The organism is Hahella ganghwensis DSM 17046, assembly GCF_000376785.1.
Taxonomy (GTDB): Bacteria; Pseudomonadota; Gammaproteobacteria; order Pseudomonadales; family Oleiphilaceae; genus Hahella; species Hahella ganghwensis.
Genome location: NZ_AQXX01000102.1, coordinates 20,260 through 40,003 on the forward strand (window position 1 = coordinate 20,260; position 19,744 = coordinate 40,003).

Consider the following 19,744-nt stretch of genomic DNA (forward strand, 5'->3'; position numbering starts at 1 on the left):
TTTCTGATTCTTATTTGACTTCGATACGTAAACGAACGGCTTCCCAAATTTGGCTTAAGCTGCATGATGTGGCGTCTGCCACAGCAATAAACCTCTCAGCCACAGTCGGTAGCTTTGCGTAGTAATCCCACTTTGAAATTACACGTTCACGGTCAGACTCGCTCAGAATCCAAGAATTTACTTCTTGAGACCTAAAACCCAACTGGTGCCTTCGAAGCACGATCTCGTATCGCTCCCATTGATAGCACTCCTCTATCAAGGGTATCGGGGCATTCTTCAAAATAAGTTTGTCCGTGAGCAAAAGCTCTTTAATCAGATACCAGGAGCGTCTTAGAGGTATACCTGTTTCAATGGCAAGATCCAGGCACTTCTCAGGGACTTTTGACTTCGAAGATTGTTGCCAAACCAACTTAATCTGTTCTCTCTCAGAAAGAGTGAGTCTCTGATCCCGACCACGCCAAACCCCCATTCCCAAAAGCTCACGTCGCTTTGCAAGCTCTGCAGCATTGAAATCAAAAAAGAATTGGATGAGACTGTTTGGGGCTTGGTGTTTGATTAATTGGTCAACTAGCTCAAGATATTCCGGTTTACCGTTGAGCTTGATAGATCTGACAACGTGCTGGACCATTTTATCATTCCAGCTAAGCTCAAATAGAGCTGCTCCAGACTTGGCAAGTTGAGCAGCCTCACAAACAGTAAGGGACGTTAGCTCTCTAGCCGTATCGATACTGAGACCAAATTTGTTCAGTAAATCTATATCAGCGTTAATGTATGCATTTATCACGCAATCGAGAGCGACCTTGTTTATTTCACTTGCATGTAACGCTGCATCATGCTTTGGCATGTGGCGTGTAGTTTGAAACTCTGACATGAGACACTCTCCATAGTTTACTCGTTACAAAGCTCAAGAATCCGATCTTCAACTTCCCTAAATTGGGTTAAAAATTGTTTTAATCTGGAGTCTTGACTCATGAGACGGATCGTCTCGTTGTAGACAGTAAACAGAGAAAGCTCTGAGCCGAATGTAGATTTTATGGCGGATAGAGCGTCTGCTTCGGTTAAGGTATCATCCACGTTGTTGATGATGGTGTATAAGGACCACCAAACAGCGGCTACAGGATCACCGACTTCAAAGGTTGCATCCTCAGGGGGGGTTACTTGAATCCCTAATGCGCTCTCACACTGAACGATTAAATGGCTTAGTCCCCAAGGTTCCAAAATTGAATTCACTAGGAAAATAAGCGCGTCAGACTTTGATGTCTGGTGGGATGGCGACTCTGCCGCATCCCCATCGTTAGTTGTTTCAAAAGTGTTGCAGGCTGCAACAGTTTGATCGTCGTTGCTGCCTTCGGCAGAGTTAGCAGCATCAATACTAGGTTCATTGGAAATGGCGTCAGGGATCGAGTCAGAAGTGTTGCAGCCTGCAACACTTTTATCATTGTCGATTGATACGCCTGCAAGGATGGATTGGAACTCACTAGCAATTACATCAGAATCTTGATGCACGTAATCTGCCAGTAGAGTAACTAAATGATTTTGAATTCCATTCCAGTCCAATACAGGAGCATCGTGGGATGAAAGTGCATCAGACCAGAAAGCTGAATGAATTTCGTTGCACTGCTCCTCTCCAATGTAGTGTTTCAGGAGCGTTTTGAAATCAGCACCAAGTTTTCTCAGTTTAATTACTGAGTCGTGACCAATTCCCTCCCAGAGTGCTGTAGGGATTAAGTGTATTAGTTCGTTTGCGGCATATAAAAATCTTGTTAGATTGGGGGCCTGCATCGGCCAGCCTTCAGCAGTGATCAAGTCTGCTAGTTTCCTTGCGCTAATAGATTGTCCTTCTTCCAAACGTTTCTTAATGCCGAATTTTTTATACTGCTCCCATTCATCACCACGGCACTTTTGTTCGAAAAGCACTTGTAGTTCTTGTGCGGCAAGTGCCTTTTCAATAAATGCGGTATCTCCACGCAACTCATTTTCGACCATATGACCAATAATTCCACCAATTGGTCCGGTCCAGGGAACTGGTCGCGCTTTAAATTTATAGTAACTCTTAGCACGCTCTTCGTACTCAATTTTCGTTGGAATGTCGTCTGTTTCTTTAGCCAACTGACGATATTCCCGGTACAACTCATTTAGAATTTTTAAGCGAGTGTTGCCCCCATCAGCAATTTGCCACTGAGGGTCAGAAGGGTCTTCTTTCGTAATGTTGGGTACATGATCTAGCCCCTTATTACGAATGGACTCTTTAATTTCCTCGTATAAAGGATTTTCCTTTTTTCGAGGGTTTAAACGAGAGGGGATGACTTCATCAAGAGTAACCTCAACAAGGTCAACAGGTTCTGCGTCTAATTGAACGGAATTACTGAAAGATACAACATCATCAGTAAGAATGGCAGCCGCCTCTGATTCATCGAATTTGCGTCGACTCATAAAAAATCTCCATATGCGTATAAAAGTCTTTTCCGGGAATTACCCGTAACACAAACAACTAAGCTGTTTGAGCTTCTATCGCTGGCATTCCTTCCCAGCTCGGCCACTCGTCTTCAAGATGCGGTAGCAGCTCTCTGACAAGGCTAAGTTGTAGCTCTAATGCTGAAGGAGTTGGAGAGTTTCTTTTTGGGCGGTTTGGCTCAATCCTGTGTACTGGAAGCCTTTTGCCGCAAGCGACATTGTAGGCTTCTTTATCATAAATTACGGTGTCCAGGATTCGAACTTTCGTACCTTCCTGTTGGAAGGCGATTTTCCGTAACTGAGTAACGATGCTGCGGGAAGTCGCTACGTTTGACTTTAACCTGGAAATCACGACATTGAGGGGTGGCAGCTTGAATAACTCAATGTTATCAGGGCCACGCAGGCGGCTAAGCATTCTCAATGTACCTCTGGAAAACTCCTTGGCAGCCATAAACTCAGGGGTTATTGGTGCAATAAGTTCATCAACAGCCCGAATAACAGATTCCTGGAAAGGGCCGTCACTTTCTCCTTTGGTATCAATCAGTATGTAGTCGTATTCATAAAGCTTATCGACTTGCGCAAGGCCAAATTTCAGGTATTCAAAATGGCTGCCAGCCTGCTGAAACCAGTTCCGGAGTTTATTATCTGGGTCGTCATTCAGAATAACATCAAAGTTTTTGATATTAGTTTTTGAGATACAGCCTTCAGGATTTGCCTTTGTAATAAAGTGAAGCAAACCATGTGGCGCGCGTTCGGCAATTTGAAAATATGCACTCAGTGATTGTTGGCCATCACCGTCAATTGCGAGTACTTTGTGTCCGAGGTCAGCTATTAAGCCGCCCAGGTTAGCAACGGTACTCGTCTTTGTAGTACCGCCCTTCGTGCCAATAATCCCGAAAGATCTAGCCATGAGGTATAACTCCATTAACAAATGTGAAAATTTGCCACGGAGGAGTGCGATCACTCCCTACTGGTCCGTAGCCCTGCAACACGGGTATAACTACACGACATAAAAAACAAAATCAATAGGGGTAAACATCTGTCATCAAAAAAAGTGTTGCAGCCTGCAACGTTTTTCTTAAGAAAGACAGAATGAATGCCAAGCAATCTAGCTTTAAAGATTTATATAATTTACATATTTAATAGCTTTCCTGTCCTGTAAGTAACTGATATATAACATAAAATTCAGCATAAAGAAGACGGATTGAATGTTGCGAAGGACAAATGGAATGTGATGGGAGACATTTCGAATGTGAGTGAGGACAAATCGAATGTCTTGAAAGACATTATGAATGGGATCTTTGTTATTGCGACAAATCGAATGCTGAAGCACAAGATGTTGTGCCATGCCTGGCGGTCCGGAGTTCCTGAACAAGTTAAGACAAATCGAATGCCTGTCGGCGTTTTCTAATAAGACAAATCGAATGCTTCGCCTATTGAGTGATTTCATCGATAAGGGTTAGAAAGGTCATCACTAGTTTGTGCGGCATATTAAAAAAGACAAATTGAATGTTGATGCAGGTTTAAGGTCTACATTCCAAAAAAGACAAACTGAATGTCCTAAGTTTTAAGGACTATCCTATTCTAAAAAGACAAAATGAATGTTGTTCTCTGCCTTAATTATGACAAACCGGATGTTTGCCACAAGCCAAGAATCTTTGTTCAAAAGACAAATTGAATGTGTTTATCATGGCTCCACACTAATCAAAAAAGACAGATTGAATGCCTTACTCCCTTCACTCGTTAAAATAAGACAAATTGAATGTCTTTATAAATGAGTGGGTTACTGTGATTCTTTGCTTGAACTAAAAAGACAGGCGTGCAAATATGTCTTTGTTAAAAAGACATTGGGGGATATATGTCGTCGAACGAAGCTGATGGATTGGATTTCTTGAACAGCCCTATTGTTCAAAAGAGTAATTACCTGATTGAGGCAAATGACGATTATACCGCGAATGAGCACAAGTTTCTCGACCAGCTAATAGCTGATCACAGAGAAGATGATCCGGAAGACAAGGATTATTTCTTTGAGGTAAGGAAGCTACTTAAGGCCTTTGGGATTGGTTCTGAAAATCATCATAAACTGAAGCAGATGACGAACAAGATCCAGTCGAAGGTCATACCCATCTTCTATGAAGGTAAGGAGCGGCGAGTGAACATCCTTTATCACTGCACTTACCATCACAATGAAGGCTTAATCAGTACTCGGTTTCATCCCGATATCCTGCCGCATATCAAGGGACTGGCTAAAAAAGGGCATTACACTAAATACTATTTGGCAAATGTGCATAGATTGTCTGTTAAGTATTCAATTAAAACCTACACGCTTCTGCAGCAATATCGAAAAATAGGGTACCGGTATTTTGAATATGAAGATTTCCGGGAAAAGTTAGGGATACCTTTGACCGGGAAGAAGGCTAAATACTCTCAGTACGGTGATTTTAAGAAGAGAGTACTAATTCCAGTAGTTTCTGAGATTAATAATGAGACTGATCTTAGCGTTGATTTTGAAGAACGAAAAATTGGTAAACGGGTTATCGGTTTAAAATTTCTCATTAATCCGAACGAGGAAAACTCTGAACGTATAAGAAAGGTTGTTGAGCAGGAGTATGGATCCGTTTCGTATGAAGTCATAGATGCTGAAGTCCTGGACGAGGAATTAGGACTTGCGGAGGAACTCACTGATTTGCTGAGGTGCAAGAAGTTTACAGCCTCTAAAATCATTGACCAGTATCCTGAAGAGCAGGTTAGGGCAGCTATTTCTGTTTACAAACAACGTTGCAAAGGCACAGAGATAAAAGCGAAAAGTGCTTATTTTAAAAAGCTCTTGCAAGAGGGGGTTAGCGCTCCTTCCGCATCGGGTCAAGTGCCAAAGCGGGCTCTCAAGGATGCCGATAGTTCAAATGAGAACCTTCAGGCCAAAAAAAGTGTGGAACAAATCATTAAAGAGTTGGAAGCTGAACTGAAAGAACAAAATAGAGAGGCCGTTCAATCGTTTTTAGATAATCGAGAAAACGATCCAGTTATTGAGGTACTGCTCGGAAACTGGATGGATGTCTCCCTGTTTGATGACAAACTGAGGAAGCATAAAAAAGAGCTACTCAATCCGGAAGTCTCGATAATAGACAAGTTGAGCATCTTGAAACAGTATAAGGCATGCTGGGCTGCCTTCATGGGGCATATGAAAGAAGCGGTAGTCCCGGCAACCAAAAAAGATTTGGTCGTTTTTGCTAAGACGAAAGGGATTAACATCAAGCGTCAGCCTGATGAATCTTACGTTCTGTTGTGATCACTTTAAAAAGTGTTGCAGCCTGCAACACTTTTTACTTACTTGCTGTATATCCCGGTAGTATTTTCCAGAATTTCGTTTGGCTGAGGCCGTGTATCAACATCTGGGAATATCAGGTCAGATGAGACTAGAAATCCTTTAATCTTCGACTTCTTATTCTGACCGTTAATTGCATAGATGTGGATGTTCATCCTGTTAGCGGCTTTTATATTAAGTCTTGATTTTTCGAGTCGTTTTTGAACGATGGTATAAGCTCTTTTCGTTAAGTCTTCCTGGCTTGTTTTTTCCCCATCCTTTATATCAAGAGTCTGGTCAAGTTGATATTCATCAACGTACCTTGAGAACAGTCTTGGGGATACAAGTAAGGTTCCCTCTTTGACAACATGAATCATTGCGCTCTTCTGATTGACTAGCATTTTTCCGGTACGTAATTTTTCCCTGATCCACGATAGAAAGTGGTTTAACAAGTTCCCATCATAAATTGAGGGTAGGGGAGGAGGGTTCACTTTGCTGGTTACGTCCTCTTTCTCTTCATTGTCTCCGGTGGAGGCTGGTATTGGTTCACTCGCAGTTGTGTCGGAATTTGCGGCAACTCTCGTTGATTGTTCTTCTGAATTTGGAACAACTTCATTGGTTTCGGTAATGGGATTTGAATCATCCTGATGAGCTACCCCCATAGCCTCTTCGTTTTGGAGCAATTGTGCTCTTCTGAATTCTGTTTCATCCAATTCCTCAATTGTTCCATCGAAGTCCATTGGTCTGCGACTTGGATGGAACAACTTTCTTACCTCAAATTTTAGAACAGTCAGAAAGTGGCTGTATGTTTCAGTTTCATCCCGGCTTTTGTTCGCAACTTTTACAAACCAGATTGCATTTCCATTTGATGTGGACAGGGCGTATCCATGCTCTTGCCAGGTATCAAAAAGTCGAGAATTGTCGTGTGGGATGTCGGTAATCCCGATATCGTTGCATTGTGTAATTACTTTTTTTGCGACCACTCCGCAGACTGTGTAGGCATACTCACCTTTGATCCATATTGCAGCCCCGTTTCGGTTTACTCGAAGCTGGTCTGTTTCAATTAGCTGGCGAAGTGCAGTCATAAGCTTTTCTATCAATGGTATGGACGGAGCATTTGATAAGCGTTTACCAGAGGCTCCGAGGTTTCGAGCAACACTTGTCATATCGGCTTCCCGAACAATGTCCCCAATTACCCCATACTCATAAACATGGCCGTATAGCCAATTGATCAATTGATGCATCAAATCACTGTTGCTCGAAATCCAATGGAGGCCTGCAGCAGGAAGAATATTTGTGGTAAATAGAGTGGAAGATCTTTGCTGCAAAGAATAGTTCGGCCGGTGGAAATGAACGCTGTACGACGATGCACCGGTTTCTTGAATGGGGTGATGAAGTGGGTTCCAAAGAACACCTGTGTCAAGTTTAAGGGAAGTGCTTGAGATAGTTTTCCCCATATCATGAAGTAATGCGGCAGCAAAAATACCATAGGTCCATTGATGCTCTTCGTCTGCTATTTGCTCAGGATCGGCCTGTAACGGAAGTTGTTTTCCTCTTCTCATACGTAGGGCCAGCTCCACCACTTCGAGCGTATGAATAACTAACCCTCCAAGACCACAATGGTGATGTGTAGCCGATGCTGGTACTAACTGGCACTGAGAGGCAAATGCTTCGATAGCTGGTTGGTACAGGAGCTGATAATGTGCGTCACTGATACCGGTTAACGCCCGTATCGCTGACAACCTTGTTGCTGCCCCAACCAACTGAAAGATCGCGTGTGGCCCAAGTACAGGAATCTTTTTTTCATTGATTGCATCAATTCTGAGGTTGTCTGTCTGGGATTGCCGCAAATTTGCTCTTCTAAAAAGCTTGATCATATTGAGCCTATACTGAAAATTTCTGCGTATGATATACGCCAAAACAACAGAGAAGCCCAAAGTAAAATCCTTTTCCCATTTCCGTTACTTCATTTAATTTAACCTTTTTACCATTAAACCTTTTCCGTTAACCGTTTCTTCCCTTTAGGTAGGCCCCTTCCCGTTTTTTAATGCTTTAACGCGAAATTCTTTACTTTCACCAAATTGCCTCGCAATAGAACTAAATTACCCAGAACCTTACATTTTTGGAGCTGCCAGATGAAAGTAATTGGGTATGTGCTGTTGTTTTTATGCAGCGCCTTGTCGGTGTATACACAAGCAGAGGTTGGATCGACAGGTCAGAACTTCGTTAAAAATCGTTATGCCCCAGTAGAGCCACTAGAGCAAAAAATTGAACTCCTTGCCGTTCGCACAACAATTCAATTCCCCCAATCCATAAAAACCGTGGGCGAAGCCATAGACACCCTGTTGCTTCGTTCTGGCTATCGATTAGCGAGCCTAGAATCTTCTGATCCGATGTTACGGGTTCTATTAGCTAGCCCATTGCCAGCAGTCCACAGAGAGTTTCACGAACAACCAATAGAAACCATTTTGAGAGTTTTGGCTTCTGAGGCATGGGTTTTGGTAGAGGATCCAGTGCGCAGACTTATTTCGTTCGAGTTAAACCATCTTTACGAATCACATAGATATGTAGGCAGCTTCAATGATCTGCAAGAACAGGACGAAGAATTATGAGCGACCAGGTAGAAACTGAAAAAAATGTCTTAAGTGACCCAGATAAGGCAGTCACAACCCTAAAAAGTGAGCAATCTGAGAACGACTTCCTGGATGAAGATCTTCCGTTCCTGGATGAGACATTTTACGGCGATGAAGAGCCTCAACAGCCCGCAGATGATGATCTGGAAGATTTTATAGAGCAAGAAGAGGTTTCATTGCACCAGGACTCTGAGGAACAGATCACGGACCAAGAAATGGATGATTTGGCAGAGCAAGACGAAAACCCTAGCAGTAGTGAAGGATCGTTACCAGACTTGGAAGACCTTCGTGCGCCAATACCAGACGAGGACGTGCCAAATTCACCTATCCCTAATTATATTAAATTTGGCTTGCCGGCTCTGGCAATTATCTTGATTGTGGTTGTTGCGGTACTTTTTACATGGCTAAAGGGCGCTATCGATGGAGATAGACCTGAAATTGCGGCAGTCGAAGACGGCCCTAAGGCGGTGGCAACATTCAAAGACAATCGGCACAAGAATGAACCTGAAGTTGTTGAGCCAGACAATGAATTTGTTCCTGCATCTGCTCAGGAGCCGCCTGATAACCTAAAGGTCTCTAGATCCAATGTTGCAGGGAGCACTGTCAAACTTGATTTAACAAAATTAGGCTCAAATCTAAATGATTTTGAGAGTCGCATTTCATCTCTAGATGAAACTACTAGCGGATTGGCTGCACGCTCAACAGAGATAGAGCAAAAAATTGCCATCCTACAAAAAGCTGCGGGTACGGCTGTTATGGCTGAACTCAACGCCAGAATAGAAACCCTGACCAAAGAAAACCAGAGCTTTCGCAATAAATTACTAGCGCTCAGAAACCTGCTGGAAACTCAGCAGACCAAAGTAAAATTGACCCCTCCTTTCAAAGTTCTCTCTGTAGATATTTGGGGCGGAGATTATAGTGCAGCTGTGATGCTCAACGGTCAGAAACAGTACCTCAGAAATGGCGACATTATCCAGAATTGGACCATTGATATATCTACAACTCGTGGCGTTACCGGGTGCATTGACCAAGATGGTAAGCCCTTCTGCAAATTCATCCCCATTGATATAGCGGGGTGAGGGGAAATGAGGCAAGCAATATTTCCAGTCATCCTTTTATTATCTGGTTGTGTCATTAATCAAGCTCCAAAGGAATCAAAGGATTTGGTAGCTGCACCTACAATGTCACAAGAACCGCTCGTTAAAGAGGTTGTACCGGCGGTATGTAAAAGAACAAAACGGAACCTGGCAGTTTCCTGGCGGGATAGAACATATTATTGTGGCCCATTAGTAAGGTCGTTAGATTATTCGTCTTCGAAACCTGCATCAGTTGTAGCAAGTAGTGATGGCAGGCGAATTATCAGAAGCCTTCAGTACGCATCTCCTGTTGTAAAAGCTTCTGCAGCGGTTCAACCCGTAGTTAAAGCCGCGTATACAACCAGTTCTAAGAATGCCCGAGTCGAGCCGTCAGAATTCAGTACAGACCAGGTAACTGATCTAAAGAACAATGCCACCCCTTCAGATCAAAAAGAGCTTCCCGGGTACAACTTCACGGTGGTTTACAAGTTTCCAATAAAACCACCACGTGAGGAACTTTGGGACACCTTGGAGCGGCTCTCTGAAAGTGATAAGTGGAAGGGAGGGAATTCAGGCAATTTTTTTATCTATGTCGGGGCCTACTTTGATCTCCCTCACGCGCAACGTCGTCAAAAGAACCTGGCGTCTTTGACCGGTGTGACTCCAGTAATTAAACAGAGATTGACGGAGTAGGCGACTATGAACCTTAAGTGCCTAATTGCTATCCCCCTAATACTGATGCCTGGTCTAACTTTGGCTGTTGATATTCAACAAACAGAGATATCAAAAACTGCGACTGATACTTTTGCCATTGAGCATTCTGAAGCTGAACGGATCCACTGGGGGTTAAGCGAGAAAGAGTGGAGCAGATACCAGGTATTAATGGAGACCGATGCAAAGTACCAATTTGCCAATCTGCCGCCAGTTTTTGTTCTGGGTATCTATGCGGATAACGTGACAGATAGAGAGCGATATGCACGGTTATTGATACTCCAGGACAAGAAGAGAATGGATGGCTTTAAAGCCTTTGAGGCAGTTCATGACCGTGTTGGAAGGGAGATTTTTGCCGGGATTCCATTTATTGACTATAGGCAAATAGCACAAACCTACAACCTCCCAGACAATCAGAAATCACAAGCATCAAACCTTCCGAAGCTAGGTGATACGTTGGTTATGTTTGTAAATTCTAGCGATCAAGAAAGCATTTCGAAGTTTGAGACTGCCAGACAGATTTCTTTGAAAACGGCCGTGGCTCTGGAGGTGTATTTCATGCAGGCCACTACGGATAAGCAAATCCAAGCTTGGGCAAAAGCGGCCAAGATCGATCCGGAAGATGTAGAAAAAGGAGCGATAACGCTCAATTACGATAATGGTGAGTCTAAGGTTTTTGGTCTCGATGAGATTCAAACAAAACTATTTAACGTCAGAGGCAACGAAGCTGTACCGCTTCAGTTTTAAATAATAGGCATCGATCCCTGGTATGAATTATCGCTCGACTCTCTTTTTCATCATATGGACTTTGCTGCCATTTAAGGCCCTTGGAGACCAGGTTCCGTTTCTCTATTGGGAAGCGGCGGTGAAGCATGGCGTTAGCCCGCATCTGATTTATGCCATTGCATTAACTGAAAGCGGTCGCCCCGTTGCTGGTAAACGCATTCCATGGCCTTGGACACTTAATGTTTCCGAGAGGCCATATTACTTCAGTTCAAGAGAAGCTGCGTTCAACAAGCTCCAAGCAGAACTGGAGAAAGGTAATGAAAATATTGCCATAGGTTTGATGCAGGTTTATTGGAAGTATAACCATTCATATTTCTCCTCACCCTGGGAAGCTTTAGATCCAAAAAAGAACATAGATGTTGGAATTCAGGTGCTTCAATTCTTTTACAAAAACAGGGGGAGCTATGAGGCCGCTGTCGGTGCCTATTACAGCCCAAACAAACCACTTCCTGCTGAGGAGTATAAAGCTAGGGTTAGATCAAACCTGAGAGCATTTTTAGAGGCTTCAAAATGAAAAAACTCACACTCATTTTTTTGATGGCAATGATTACTGGTCCTGCATTTTCAGAACCCAAAATTCTGCATTCAAACACAGAGAATACACATTCTCTCAAACATTATGACGGCGCATTTTTTAGAAAAAAAAGATCAAAGGAAAATATGGATCAGCAGTACGCACAATTGGCAATAAACTTAAAAAATATGCTTGGATCATATCTGCCTGTTCACACACCTGAGCTTACATTTGGTGAAGTAGAGCCAAGAGAAGGGTACTTCTCCAATGTAAGTCGTCCCATATGTGTCATTGGATCAGATCTCAATAGTTTGAAGTGGGTCCAAATACAGTTGGACTATCTAAAAACCATTAACGCTTTTTGTTGGTTGGTTGAAGCTGAAACTGTCGATGATTTGAAACGAGTAAAAGCACACACAGACGGACTTCAGGTCATCCCTGTTAAAGGAAGCGTTCTTGTCGAGATGTTCGATTTGCAGCACTACCCAGTGCTAATCACTCAAAGACAAATCGTTCAATACTGATACAGATAGATGGCTAATCAATACCCAATTGAAAGCTTGCTTAGACCAGTCGTGGAATTCTATTCCGTGGCTTGCTTGTCGCTATTGGCAATCCTTGCGCTGTTGGGGCAATGGCTATTCTTTTTCACACCTGATGTTTCAATACTTGCCTTTTGCATACTAACTGGCCGGGCATACATAAGATTTGCCCAGGGATGGCGGATCTATCGTTATCAGAAAGGCCTACTAAAGTTGAAAATTCCGGTCATGTCCTCCGCTGACCTTCCAGTTAGCAAGCGCACTCTATACATGGGAATTGGTTTTCCATGGGATCAACGACATACACAACGACTATTTGATCTGAGCTTGAAATCTGGATCCAAATACTTGAGGCAGTCCTGGTCATATCGAATAGCCAGGCGGATTGAGCGTTATTTCGATGCTACACGGTTCGAGTTCCTATCTAGAGCCCTTGCTTCTCAAATCTTTTGGAATCCTTTGAAACCTCTCCCGGCAAGTGAAGGGCAGCCTGCAATACATGCTGTTGGCCTTCTTGAGGGTGAGTACAAAATTGAAATTGATTTAGGCGTAAGGCCTGGGCACACGAGAGTTTTGGGAACTACTCGGGTTGGAAAAACCAGACTGGCTGAATTACTAATTGCTCAGGACATCCGAAGGGGCGAAGTGGTCATCGTCATTGATCCTAAGGGCGATCCAGACTTATTTAAGAGGATGTATGTTGAAGCAAGAGCGGCTGGCCGGCTGGACAAGCTCTATTTCTTCCATCTCGGATATCCCAACATATCGGCACGATATAATCCGGTTTCGGATTATTTACGAGTTACTGAAGTTGCTGCAAGAGTTGCTGGGCAAATGCCTGGAGAAGGGCCCTCACAAGCGTTCCGTGAGTTTGTTTGGAGGTACGTTAATGTCATCTCCAAGTGCCTAAATGCTCTTGGCAAAAAAATCGATTACGAACAAATTAAATATTACGGAGAAGACATTGATCCCCTGGTTGTTGAGTACGTTGAGTTCTTGATGACAAGAGGGCTACAGAAAGGCGAGGTACCGAAAGATTGGAAAGTCCAGCTTGATGAGTATGAAAAGAGTTACCGAAGTCATGACTCTGGATTTAAGCGCACTCGTAATAATGAGGACCGTACAGACAGAGCGTTGGCTGCTGCCAGATTATATAAAGAGCTTGGTCTAAAAGATAACGTAGCACACTCTTTGATCAAGACCTTTGAGTACGATAAAAAGCATTTTGATAACCTGGTCGCTTCACTTCTCCCTCTTATGGAAAAGCTTTGCACAGGTAAATGTTCAGAGCTAATTAGCCCCGATTATCTGGATCTCGATGACCCACGTCCCATCTTTAACTGGCAAGAGATAATTGCAACCGGCGGAATCGTCTATGTCGGCCTTGACGCCCTTTCAGACCCAGAAGTTGCATCCGCAGTTGGCAATTCCATGTTTGCAGACCTTACAGCCAGGTCTGGTCGCCTATATAAGCAGGGAGCTTATGCAGGCCTGCCTGATGCTGGGGTCACGCAGTCAAAAATAAACGTTCATGCTGATGAGTTTAATGAGTTAATCGGCGATGAGTTTATTCCCTTGCTTAACAAGGCTGGCGGGAGCGGAATCCAGGTCACCGCGTACACGCAAACCTGGAGTGATGTCGAGGCAAGAGTAAATAGCGAGGCAAAGGCTGGTCAAATTGGCGGTAACTTCAATACCAGTGTCTATTTTCGTGTAATTGAACCAAAAACAGCAAAACTCCTAACCGAGTCGTTAAAGCAAGTACCAATAGACCTCTTAACAACTGTCTCGGCCGCCTCGGATTCATCCGATCCCTCTTCCAGTGTGGACTTTACTTCTCGTACTGAAGATCGGGCATCATCTCAATTGTTCGATTTGATTCACGTAAATGATATTTACTCGTTACCGAAAGGTCACTGTTTCATTCAGTCTGAAGGAGGAAAGTTATGGAAATCGCGATTACCTCTGCCCGATAAGAGTGATTTTGTAAACATCCCGCAGAACATCGTTGATCTTACTGAAGACATGGCGGCCAAGTATCACTCTTGTTCAAGGGATTGGTACAAATTTACTCCATCTTGGGAGCAAAGCCATGTCTAAACCGGTTCAACAAGTGAAAGTTCCTGAAAAAAGTAAAGCTTCAGCGATTCAAACTTTACTTGGGCTGCCATCGATTTTGTTCAGTGTACTATTTATCTCGTTATTAACTTCAATAGTAATTGAGCTTGTCGGAATGACTTTTATTTGGAGCGACCAAGGCGTTAATCACAGCAAGGAGATGCTGGAACTTGAAATGAGCTACTTGGCGGATAACGGCCAAGAAACGCTTTATGGTCTCTCGCCATTACATGTTGGAGATAAGGTTAGCCAACAGGTGAATGAATTATATGAAGGTATAGGACTTATCCAATTATTGGAAAAATTAGAATCCCCATTGAATGGTCAAAGCTCACTTATGGACAATTTTAAAGTGCTCTATTGGTCGATAAGGGATTATGTCATCGCCAGCCTGACCATTACAAAACTGTTCTTCATCAAATTGGTTGTTGTTTTATTCAGCCTCCCCGTTTTTCTTCTTTCTGGCGTAGGGGCTTTGGTTGACGGCTTAGTTCAGCGCGATCTCCGTAAGTTTGGCGGTGGGAACGAGTCGGCATTTATCTATCACAAAATCAAACCAGTAATATTTCCATGTGTATCACTCGCTATCGCAGTCTATCTGGGGCTTCCAGTCAGTTTACACCCGAATTTTGTATTCGTACCCGCTGCAAGCTTTAGTGCGTTGGCTATTTATCTAACTGCAACGACATTCAAGAAGCATCTATGAAACTGATAAAAGTATTTTTCATTTGCGTTTTTCTGGTTACTTCTGGCTTGGCACATACAGAACAAATGTATGGCGAAGAGCGTGATAAATCGATCCACCTGGAAAAATTAGCTCTCATTACAAATCAAGTGCATTACCTAAAACTCCAAGTGCAGAAGCTCCGGAGCGAGGGGTTTAAGCTATTGAATTACAGGCAGCTGGAGGCTGATTTGTCTGCAATACAAACCGGGCTGGATAACCAGTTGAGAAATTCCAACCTTGGCGTCCGCGAGCAAATCAGCATCAACGGTGATTATTCGAATAAGGAGGCTTGGGGTGAATGAAGAATTTGAAGCAGGAGCTGGATTCAGCTTGGAAGCATCTCAGGTTGGTTTAGGCACTTTCTTAGCAGCTTTTCTTGTTGTTTGGGCTGCTTGGAATGTCTGGGTTTCATTTAAAAATATGAGGGAGGAAAAGAAGGAAGACATCAATATTGTTGCACTATGTTCAAACATCATTTTTTCAATTTGTTTAGCAGTAATTGGAATTGTATTCATTTTATTTTAAGAGTAATTTTTTGGAGGAAGGACAGTGAACAACCTCAAAAATCAACTTCTGAGCTTAAAGCTCTTCACGGCAACTTTTTCAACAGCTACGGCAGTCCAAAAAGCTGGCAGTCATTTGCTTCTACGCTCCTGGGTGGCCATGGCAGCACTTTTCTCAGTTGTATCGCCTGTATCGTTGGCCGACCTGCCAGATGCTTCCGATATCGTTCCTGATGGAATTGATTCCGATGATCCAATCGGGTTTGGAACGAAATTATTCTTCATTGGCCTGCAGGTACTGTGTGTAGTGATAGGGGCTGTCGCAACATTTGGTACCGGTGCTCACGTCTATGGTGCATTTTCAGAAGCACGGTCGCAAAAAGACGGATGGAGTGAATTCGCAAAAGTCGCCGCGATTGGTGTATTTGTGGTGGTCATTGCAGATGCTTTGTGCATTCTTGGCTACACCTATCTGAGTGAGTTTTCACCCCTGAGTTAATAAGGATCTGGTGGGATGGAGAGCATTACTGAGAATGATGAACCATTGGCAAATTTGCTTGACTACGAACAAGAAATCTTTCTTGGCGCGACAGGTGGTGAAATTATGACAGTGGTAGTCGTTTCTGGATGTTTTTGGTTTGTATTTCTGGGAATTTTGTTTTCAACGATTGCATATTTGGTCGGGGCCGGAATTATTGTCATGGCGACACTTCCAATGAGCATCGTGATGCTCTTCATTACCACTGTTATCGCTCTGAAAAGATTGCAGCTTGCTAAATTGAATCGGCCCGAGGGCTACTTTCAAATCGTGATGTATCTACGTTTTCAGAAGTATTTAAAGTTTCTGGGTAAGGCAAATCAATTTGAGGATCACGTTGGTACATGGGGTATAGAACGAAATGGGTGACTATAAATCCAAAACCGATAATTTAGCCCGGGATATTCGATACAGAGACAGAATTATAGTCGGGCTATTCATTCTATTAACAATTTGTCTTTGGGGGTGGAAAGATGCGCCAAAAGACATAGATCTCCACTATCCACCTGACCTGAGAAGTGGGGCAATTTCCAAGATAGGTGAGATTCCTCCTGAGAATATATATTCGTTCTCCCACTACATTTTCCAGCATCTACAAAACTGGGAGACAAATGGAGCTCAGGATTACATGGACAATCGGAAGAAGTTCCGTGCTTTCCTTACGCCGCAATATCAGCAGTTTATTACAGATGATGCAGAAAGCCGAAAAGCAGATTTGCTGTATAGGAGAAGAGAGTTGCACCCAATACCAGGGAGCTCTTTTGAAAGCAAATCGGTCAAGGTGTTAGGGCCAAATAGTTGGGTGGTCTTTCTGGATTTTCAGGTCAAGGAATACATAAAAGGCTCACCAGTAAAAGACGTCTATATCAGATATCCAATGAAGGTCGTTCGGTATGAGGTAGCTCGTGAGGCAAACCCATGGCAGTTAGCTCTAGCAGGGTACGTGACTCCTCCTATTCAGCTCTCAAAAAAAGGTGGTGGTTAATGAACGCTAAGATGCTTGTTACGACATTTCTACTGGCTGCCTTGTTTTTTTCTCGAAGTGCATTGGCTTTTCAAGAAAGTGAGGTCGAAAAAATCGTTTGGAAAAATACTGCCATTCAGATCGTCATTCCTGTTGGGCACGAGCGGGTAATAAAATTCCCTGAAATGGTTGAAGTCAATTTGACAAAGCGACTAGTGAATCGCTCTTCCATCGAGGTACTGGGGGATGGTGTTGTTTTCTGGCGGGCTAATTCGCCTTTTGAAGCAGAACGAGTGGCAGTAACAACAGCTTCTGGGTACACCTATCTATTGGACATTATGGCGATAGAGAAAGGGGGGCCTACTCATCCTGTGACTATAATTGATACTCGATATCCCAACCCAATTGCAGATGGAAACCAGGCAATTATTGGAGCGCCAGAGCAAGGTTACCATTATGTGGATATTATGAGGCTTGCCGCTCAAGATACCCTGAAGCAGGTGCCGCGGCGCTTAGTTGGAAATCTTCCCGGAGTCACCTCTGTACCTGTGTCCGGCGAATCAATTCAACTGTATCTATCTGGCGAGCTGCTAGCCTTCCCGCTTAAACAGTATAAAGCTCCTCCACCTCATAGTTTCTATGTGACATCAGTTAAGCTGGTAAACAAAATGAGCTATGAAGTCGAGTTTGATCCAACATTGATCATTGGTGATTTTATTGGATCTAGCCCGTTATTTCCTGGTGTAGCCCCGGCAGGAACGCCCTCTGATACCATGGTGGTTTTACTAGTCTCAAATCGCTCCTTCCAGGAGGCAGTCAATGGCCAATAAATTTGTACCAGTTGTCGTTTTGGCACTTTTCCTTTTATGTGCCTATATGATTGCTGGCTATGCAAGTAAGGGCGAAAGGAAGGATGACCCCGACTCTGCGCCCCCCGTTTCGACTGTGTTAGATACCCAACCCAGTAAACCTGAAGACCTGACCTATGATGTTAAGGAAATAGCAGAAGCTGAACAAAGTAACTATTTAGAAACAATTCAAACAGTCGCTGCAAGGCAAGAAACCTTAGAAGATCGTATGAAGACCATCGACGAATCGATGAGTCAAACACTAATGAATGATCTCACTGGGAAAGTTCAGAAGGAAACTAATCAGGGCATTGATCTAATGCAGAAGCAGTTTGAAGCATTTAAGAATCAAGTCATGACTCAGATTGACGGCAAGATTAAAAATGCCCCTGCTAAGCAGATTGTTCTTGATGAAAAGGGCAATGTATTGGCAACAGATATGCCTAATGGATTGGGTTTCGATGATTTGCCGAAACCCTCATCAGGTATTTCTGAAAAGGGAACTTCCAGTTCAGGCAATGAATTTGAATCTGAGGCTATTCGCAGGCTGATTCAAAATAAAAAGGAAGGCGAAAGGGTTACTCTAAAGCCAAGTCATGGTGGATTATTTGACTATGAGGGAGTTCCTTTAGAGCAGCAGGAACAGAAAGGTAAAGGCAGTGGACTTAGAAAAGTCAATTTCGATGAGCCTGAATCACCAAATGGTCACGAAAAAACGAAGCACAAAGCAGAAGAGAATAAACCTTATTACACCATTCCGGCGAATGGCACCCTGTTTTCTAACACTACTATGACTTCCTTAATAGGAATAGTCCCCAAAAAAGGCAAGGTAAAAGATCCGTTTCGGTTCAAGGTGATTACAGGTGGAAATAATATTGCTACAAACGGTTATTTCCTTCCGAACGTGCGAGATATAGTTTGGTCTGGAGTAGTAATAGGGAATAGGGAGTTGAGTTGTGCAAAAGGCATTGTTGACAAAGTGACCTTTACTTTTGCTGACGGAACTATTCGAACTGTAACTGCGAAAGATAAAGAGGTAGGTCTTGGCTATATATCAGACAAATGGGGCCAACCTTGTTTGCCAGGTATCCTAATTGATAATGCTCATGAGTATATCGGCAACAGAGTCTTGGTTGGCGGTTCAAGTGCTTTATCAAAGGCTGCGGCAGAGACGAATAAAACAACGATAAACAATGTCGAAAAAGGCCTGATTACGACTATTGTCGATGGAGATTCAACCAAGTTTCTTGCCGGCGAAACTTTGTCAGCTTCCCTGGGTGAGTTGGCCAAATGGCTGGAAGAACGCCAAGTTGATGCGATTGATCTGGTTTATCTTCAAACAGGCCAGGATGTGACGATCCATGTTGAACAGCAAATAGAAATTGATTATGAAACCAATGGCCGGAGACTGATTCATTATGACTCAATTGCCAAGACATCTATTCCTGGTCAGTACATTGATTAGTGCAGCAGGGTGCTCCACTTCAATGGAACTACCAGCTACCGGACCTACTACACTAGAGGTCTACCAGCAACATATTGGCCAACGGCCAAGTGGTGTTAAGGATCAACTACCCAACAAAAGGGATGGGGAAAATAAGACGGACGAAGAAGCCGAATCAAATCCTGGCAAAGTTGAAAAAATAGTTGCAGATCGAGAGCGCACAAACTTACCGTTGCAACGAACTGCTTTACAGAAAGCTACTGATTACCGTTTATATACCAGTGCCACGGACGCAGGAGTTTTGCGGACAAAGTATGCAAAGTTACCAAATCCAGAGTTCGTTTTTTATGTGTACCCTCATCTTACGAGAGTAGGGGGATTGCCCATTCCAATGTATGCCACTCAATGGCCACTTTTTGAGAAAACCCACTATGCCCTTCCCGGGGAATTGGTCCCCGATAGGTCTGTGGAAAAAAAAGAAAGCTTTGTTACCAACTGATTGGATGGAATATAAATCCGGCGAGTTATAACTCGCCGGTTTATGTTTGTTCTAGCATAATTGGTATTAATCACCTGTCATTT

At 43.3% G+C, this 19,744-nt stretch carries 21 protein-coding genes; 17 read left to right on the forward strand and 4 right to left on the reverse strand.

All coding sequences use genetic code 11. The features are described from left to right. Window positions 1-10 precede the first annotated feature (10 nt). Genes F566_RS0109970 through F566_RS32490 form a run of 3 tightly spaced genes read right to left on the reverse strand, consistent with a single transcriptional unit; the run spans window position 11 to window position 3,364 of the window. Window positions 11-871, reverse strand: coding sequence for an STY4526/YPO1902 family pathogenicity island replication protein (locus F566_RS0109970; RefSeq protein ID WP_020406845.1), 861 nt, complete (start codon window positions 869-871; stop codon window positions 11-13). A gap of 17 nt (window positions 872-888) precedes the next feature. Beyond that, window positions 889-2,433, reverse strand: a complete 1,545-nt coding sequence (locus tag F566_RS0109975) for a ParB family protein (protein WP_020406846.1) — start codon at window positions 2,431-2,433, stop codon at window positions 889-891. 58 nt (window positions 2,434-2,491) lie between these two features. After that, a complete protein-coding gene (locus F566_RS32490; protein WP_020406847.1) occupies window positions 2,492-3,364 on the reverse strand; it encodes a ParA family protein in 873 nt (290 codons plus the stop codon). Window positions 3,365-4,312: 948 nt separating this feature from the next. Here F566_RS32490 and F566_RS0109990 point away from each other — a divergent pair. Further along, window positions 4,313-5,743, forward strand: a complete 1,431-nt coding sequence (locus tag F566_RS0109990; RefSeq protein ID WP_020406849.1) for a replication initiation protein — start codon at window positions 4,313-4,315, stop codon at window positions 5,741-5,743. A gap of 38 nt (window positions 5,744-5,781) precedes the next feature. Here F566_RS0109990 and mobH read toward each other — a convergent pair whose 3' ends face one another. After that, a complete protein-coding gene (gene mobH / locus F566_RS0109995) occupies window positions 5,782-7,635 on the reverse strand; it encodes a MobH family relaxase (protein ID WP_033416063.1) in 1,854 nt (617 codons plus the stop codon). Between the two features lie 258 nt (window positions 7,636-7,893). Here mobH and pilL2 point away from each other — a divergent pair, with 258 nt between their 5' ends. Genes pilL2 through F566_RS35385 form a run of 16 tightly spaced genes read left to right on the forward strand, consistent with a single transcriptional unit; the run spans window position 7,894 to window position 19,661 of the window. Beyond that, the gene (gene pilL2 / locus F566_RS35370) at window positions 7,894-8,370 is read left to right on the forward strand and encodes a PFGI-1 class ICE element type IV pilus protein PilL2 (RefSeq protein WP_020406851.1); all 477 of its coding nucleotides are present in this window, start codon (window positions 7,894-7,896) and stop codon (window positions 8,368-8,370) included. Beyond that, window positions 8,367-9,470, forward strand: a complete 1,104-nt coding sequence (locus F566_RS0110005; protein WP_020406852.1) for a hypothetical protein — start codon at window positions 8,367-8,369, stop codon at window positions 9,468-9,470. Before pilL2 ends, F566_RS0110005 begins: the two co-directional genes overlap by 4 nt. 6 nt (window positions 9,471-9,476) lie before the next feature. Then, window positions 9,477-10,160, forward strand: a complete 684-nt coding sequence (locus F566_RS0110010; protein ID WP_020406853.1) for a hypothetical protein — start codon at window positions 9,477-9,479, stop codon at window positions 10,158-10,160. A gap of 6 nt (window positions 10,161-10,166) precedes the next feature. After that, entirely contained in the window at window positions 10,167-10,925 is a 759-nt protein-coding gene (locus F566_RS0110015) for a hypothetical protein (RefSeq protein ID WP_020406854.1), read from the forward strand. A 22-nt stretch (window positions 10,926-10,947) separates the two neighbouring features. Further along, window positions 10,948-11,478 (forward strand): transglycosylase SLT domain-containing protein, encoded by a 531-nt coding sequence (locus tag F566_RS0110020; RefSeq protein ID WP_020406855.1) that lies wholly within the window; start codon window positions 10,948-10,950, stop codon window positions 11,476-11,478. Next, on the forward strand, window positions 11,475-12,002 hold the full coding sequence (locus F566_RS35375; protein WP_020406856.1) for a PFL_4695 family integrating conjugative element protein: 528 nt from the start codon (window positions 11,475-11,477) through the stop codon (window positions 12,000-12,002). Before F566_RS0110020 ends, F566_RS35375 begins: the two co-directional genes overlap by 4 nt. 9 nt (window positions 12,003-12,011) lie before the next feature. Further along, on the forward strand, window positions 12,012-14,120 hold the full coding sequence (gene traD / locus F566_RS0110030) for a type IV conjugative transfer system coupling protein TraD (RefSeq protein WP_020406857.1): 2,109 nt from the start codon (window positions 12,012-12,014) through the stop codon (window positions 14,118-14,120). Further along, window positions 14,113-14,844 (forward strand): TIGR03747 family integrating conjugative element membrane protein, encoded by a 732-nt coding sequence (locus F566_RS32505; RefSeq protein WP_020406858.1) that lies wholly within the window; start codon window positions 14,113-14,115, stop codon window positions 14,842-14,844. Before traD ends, F566_RS32505 begins: the two co-directional genes overlap by 8 nt. After that, complete coding sequence (locus tag F566_RS0110040; protein WP_020406859.1) at window positions 14,841-15,167, forward strand: RAQPRD family integrative conjugative element protein; 327 nt, start codon at window positions 14,841-14,843, stop codon at window positions 15,165-15,167. Before F566_RS32505 ends, F566_RS0110040 begins: the two co-directional genes overlap by 4 nt. After that, window positions 15,160-15,390, forward strand: a complete 231-nt coding sequence (locus tag F566_RS0110045; RefSeq protein ID WP_020406860.1) for a DUF3262 family protein — start codon at window positions 15,160-15,162, stop codon at window positions 15,388-15,390. Before F566_RS0110040 ends, F566_RS0110045 begins: the two co-directional genes overlap by 8 nt. Window positions 15,391-15,414: 24 nt before the next feature. Then, window positions 15,415-15,867 carry a DUF2976 domain-containing protein gene (locus F566_RS0110050; RefSeq protein ID WP_020406861.1) on the forward strand — a complete coding sequence of 151 codons (453 nt, stop codon included), beginning with the start codon at window positions 15,415-15,417 and terminating at the stop codon, window positions 15,865-15,867. Between the two features lie 15 nt (window positions 15,868-15,882). Continuing rightward, window positions 15,883-16,275: a DUF3487 family protein gene (locus F566_RS0110055; protein ID WP_020406862.1), complete on the forward strand. Its 393-nt coding sequence runs from the start codon at window positions 15,883-15,885 to the stop codon at window positions 16,273-16,275. Next, entirely contained in the window at window positions 16,268-16,891 is a 624-nt protein-coding gene (locus F566_RS32510; RefSeq protein ID WP_020406863.1) for a PFL_4703 family integrating conjugative element protein, read from the forward strand. Before F566_RS0110055 ends, F566_RS32510 begins: the two co-directional genes overlap by 8 nt. Further along, a complete protein-coding gene (locus F566_RS0110065) occupies window positions 16,891-17,700 on the forward strand; it encodes a DUF3438 family protein (RefSeq protein ID WP_020406864.1) in 810 nt (269 codons plus the stop codon). The genes F566_RS32510 and F566_RS0110065 overlap by 1 nt, the downstream gene beginning before the upstream one ends. After that, window positions 17,690-19,183, forward strand: a complete 1,494-nt coding sequence (locus tag F566_RS35380; RefSeq protein WP_020406865.1) for a TIGR03752 family integrating conjugative element protein — start codon at window positions 17,690-17,692, stop codon at window positions 19,181-19,183. The genes F566_RS0110065 and F566_RS35380 overlap by 11 nt, the downstream gene beginning before the upstream one ends. A 22-nt stretch (window positions 19,184-19,205) precedes the next feature. Next, window positions 19,206-19,661: a hypothetical protein gene (locus tag F566_RS35385; RefSeq protein ID WP_020406866.1), complete on the forward strand. Its 456-nt coding sequence runs from the start codon at window positions 19,206-19,208 to the stop codon at window positions 19,659-19,661. The last annotated feature ends 83 nt before the right edge of the window (window positions 19,662-19,744 follow it).

Excerpts from the sequence above, each read along its gene's own strand:
- F566_RS0109970 (WP_020406845.1), bottom strand. The coding sequence starts at position 871 with ATGTCAGAGTTTCAAACTACACGCCACATGCCAAAGCATGATGCAGCG.
- F566_RS0109975 (WP_020406846.1), bottom strand. The coding sequence starts at position 2,433 with ATGAGTCGACGCAAATTCGATGAATCAGAGGCGGCTGCCATTCTTACT.
- F566_RS32490 (WP_020406847.1), bottom strand. The coding sequence starts at position 3,364 with ATGGCTAGATCTTTCGGGATTATTGGCACGAAGGGCGGTACTACAAAG.
- F566_RS0109990 (WP_020406849.1), top strand. The coding sequence starts at position 4,313 with ATGTCGTCGAACGAAGCTGATGGATTGGATTTCTTGAACAGCCCTATT.
- mobH (WP_033416063.1), bottom strand. The coding sequence starts at position 7,635 with ATGATCAAGCTTTTTAGAAGAGCAAATTTGCGGCAATCCCAGACAGAC.
- pilL2 (WP_020406851.1), top strand. The coding sequence starts at position 7,894 with ATGAAAGTAATTGGGTATGTGCTGTTGTTTTTATGCAGCGCCTTGTCG.
- F566_RS0110005 (WP_020406852.1), top strand. The coding sequence starts at position 8,367 with ATGAGCGACCAGGTAGAAACTGAAAAAAATGTCTTAAGTGACCCAGAT.
- F566_RS0110010 (WP_020406853.1), top strand. The coding sequence starts at position 9,477 with ATGAGGCAAGCAATATTTCCAGTCATCCTTTTATTATCTGGTTGTGTC.
- F566_RS0110015 (WP_020406854.1), top strand. The coding sequence starts at position 10,167 with ATGAACCTTAAGTGCCTAATTGCTATCCCCCTAATACTGATGCCTGGT.
- F566_RS0110020 (WP_020406855.1), top strand. The coding sequence starts at position 10,948 with ATGAATTATCGCTCGACTCTCTTTTTCATCATATGGACTTTGCTGCCA.
- F566_RS35375 (WP_020406856.1), top strand. The coding sequence starts at position 11,475 with ATGAAAAAACTCACACTCATTTTTTTGATGGCAATGATTACTGGTCCT.
- traD (WP_020406857.1), top strand. The coding sequence starts at position 12,012 with ATGGCTAATCAATACCCAATTGAAAGCTTGCTTAGACCAGTCGTGGAA.
- F566_RS32505 (WP_020406858.1), top strand. The coding sequence starts at position 14,113 with ATGTCTAAACCGGTTCAACAAGTGAAAGTTCCTGAAAAAAGTAAAGCT.
- F566_RS0110040 (WP_020406859.1), top strand. The coding sequence starts at position 14,841 with ATGAAACTGATAAAAGTATTTTTCATTTGCGTTTTTCTGGTTACTTCT.
- F566_RS0110055 (WP_020406862.1), top strand. The coding sequence starts at position 15,883 with ATGGAGAGCATTACTGAGAATGATGAACCATTGGCAAATTTGCTTGAC.
- F566_RS32510 (WP_020406863.1), top strand. The coding sequence starts at position 16,268 with ATGGGTGACTATAAATCCAAAACCGATAATTTAGCCCGGGATATTCGA.
- F566_RS0110065 (WP_020406864.1), top strand. The coding sequence starts at position 16,891 with ATGAACGCTAAGATGCTTGTTACGACATTTCTACTGGCTGCCTTGTTT.
- F566_RS35380 (WP_020406865.1), top strand. The coding sequence starts at position 17,690 with ATGGCCAATAAATTTGTACCAGTTGTCGTTTTGGCACTTTTCCTTTTA.
- F566_RS35385 (WP_020406866.1), top strand. The coding sequence starts at position 19,206 with ATGGAACTACCAGCTACCGGACCTACTACACTAGAGGTCTACCAGCAA.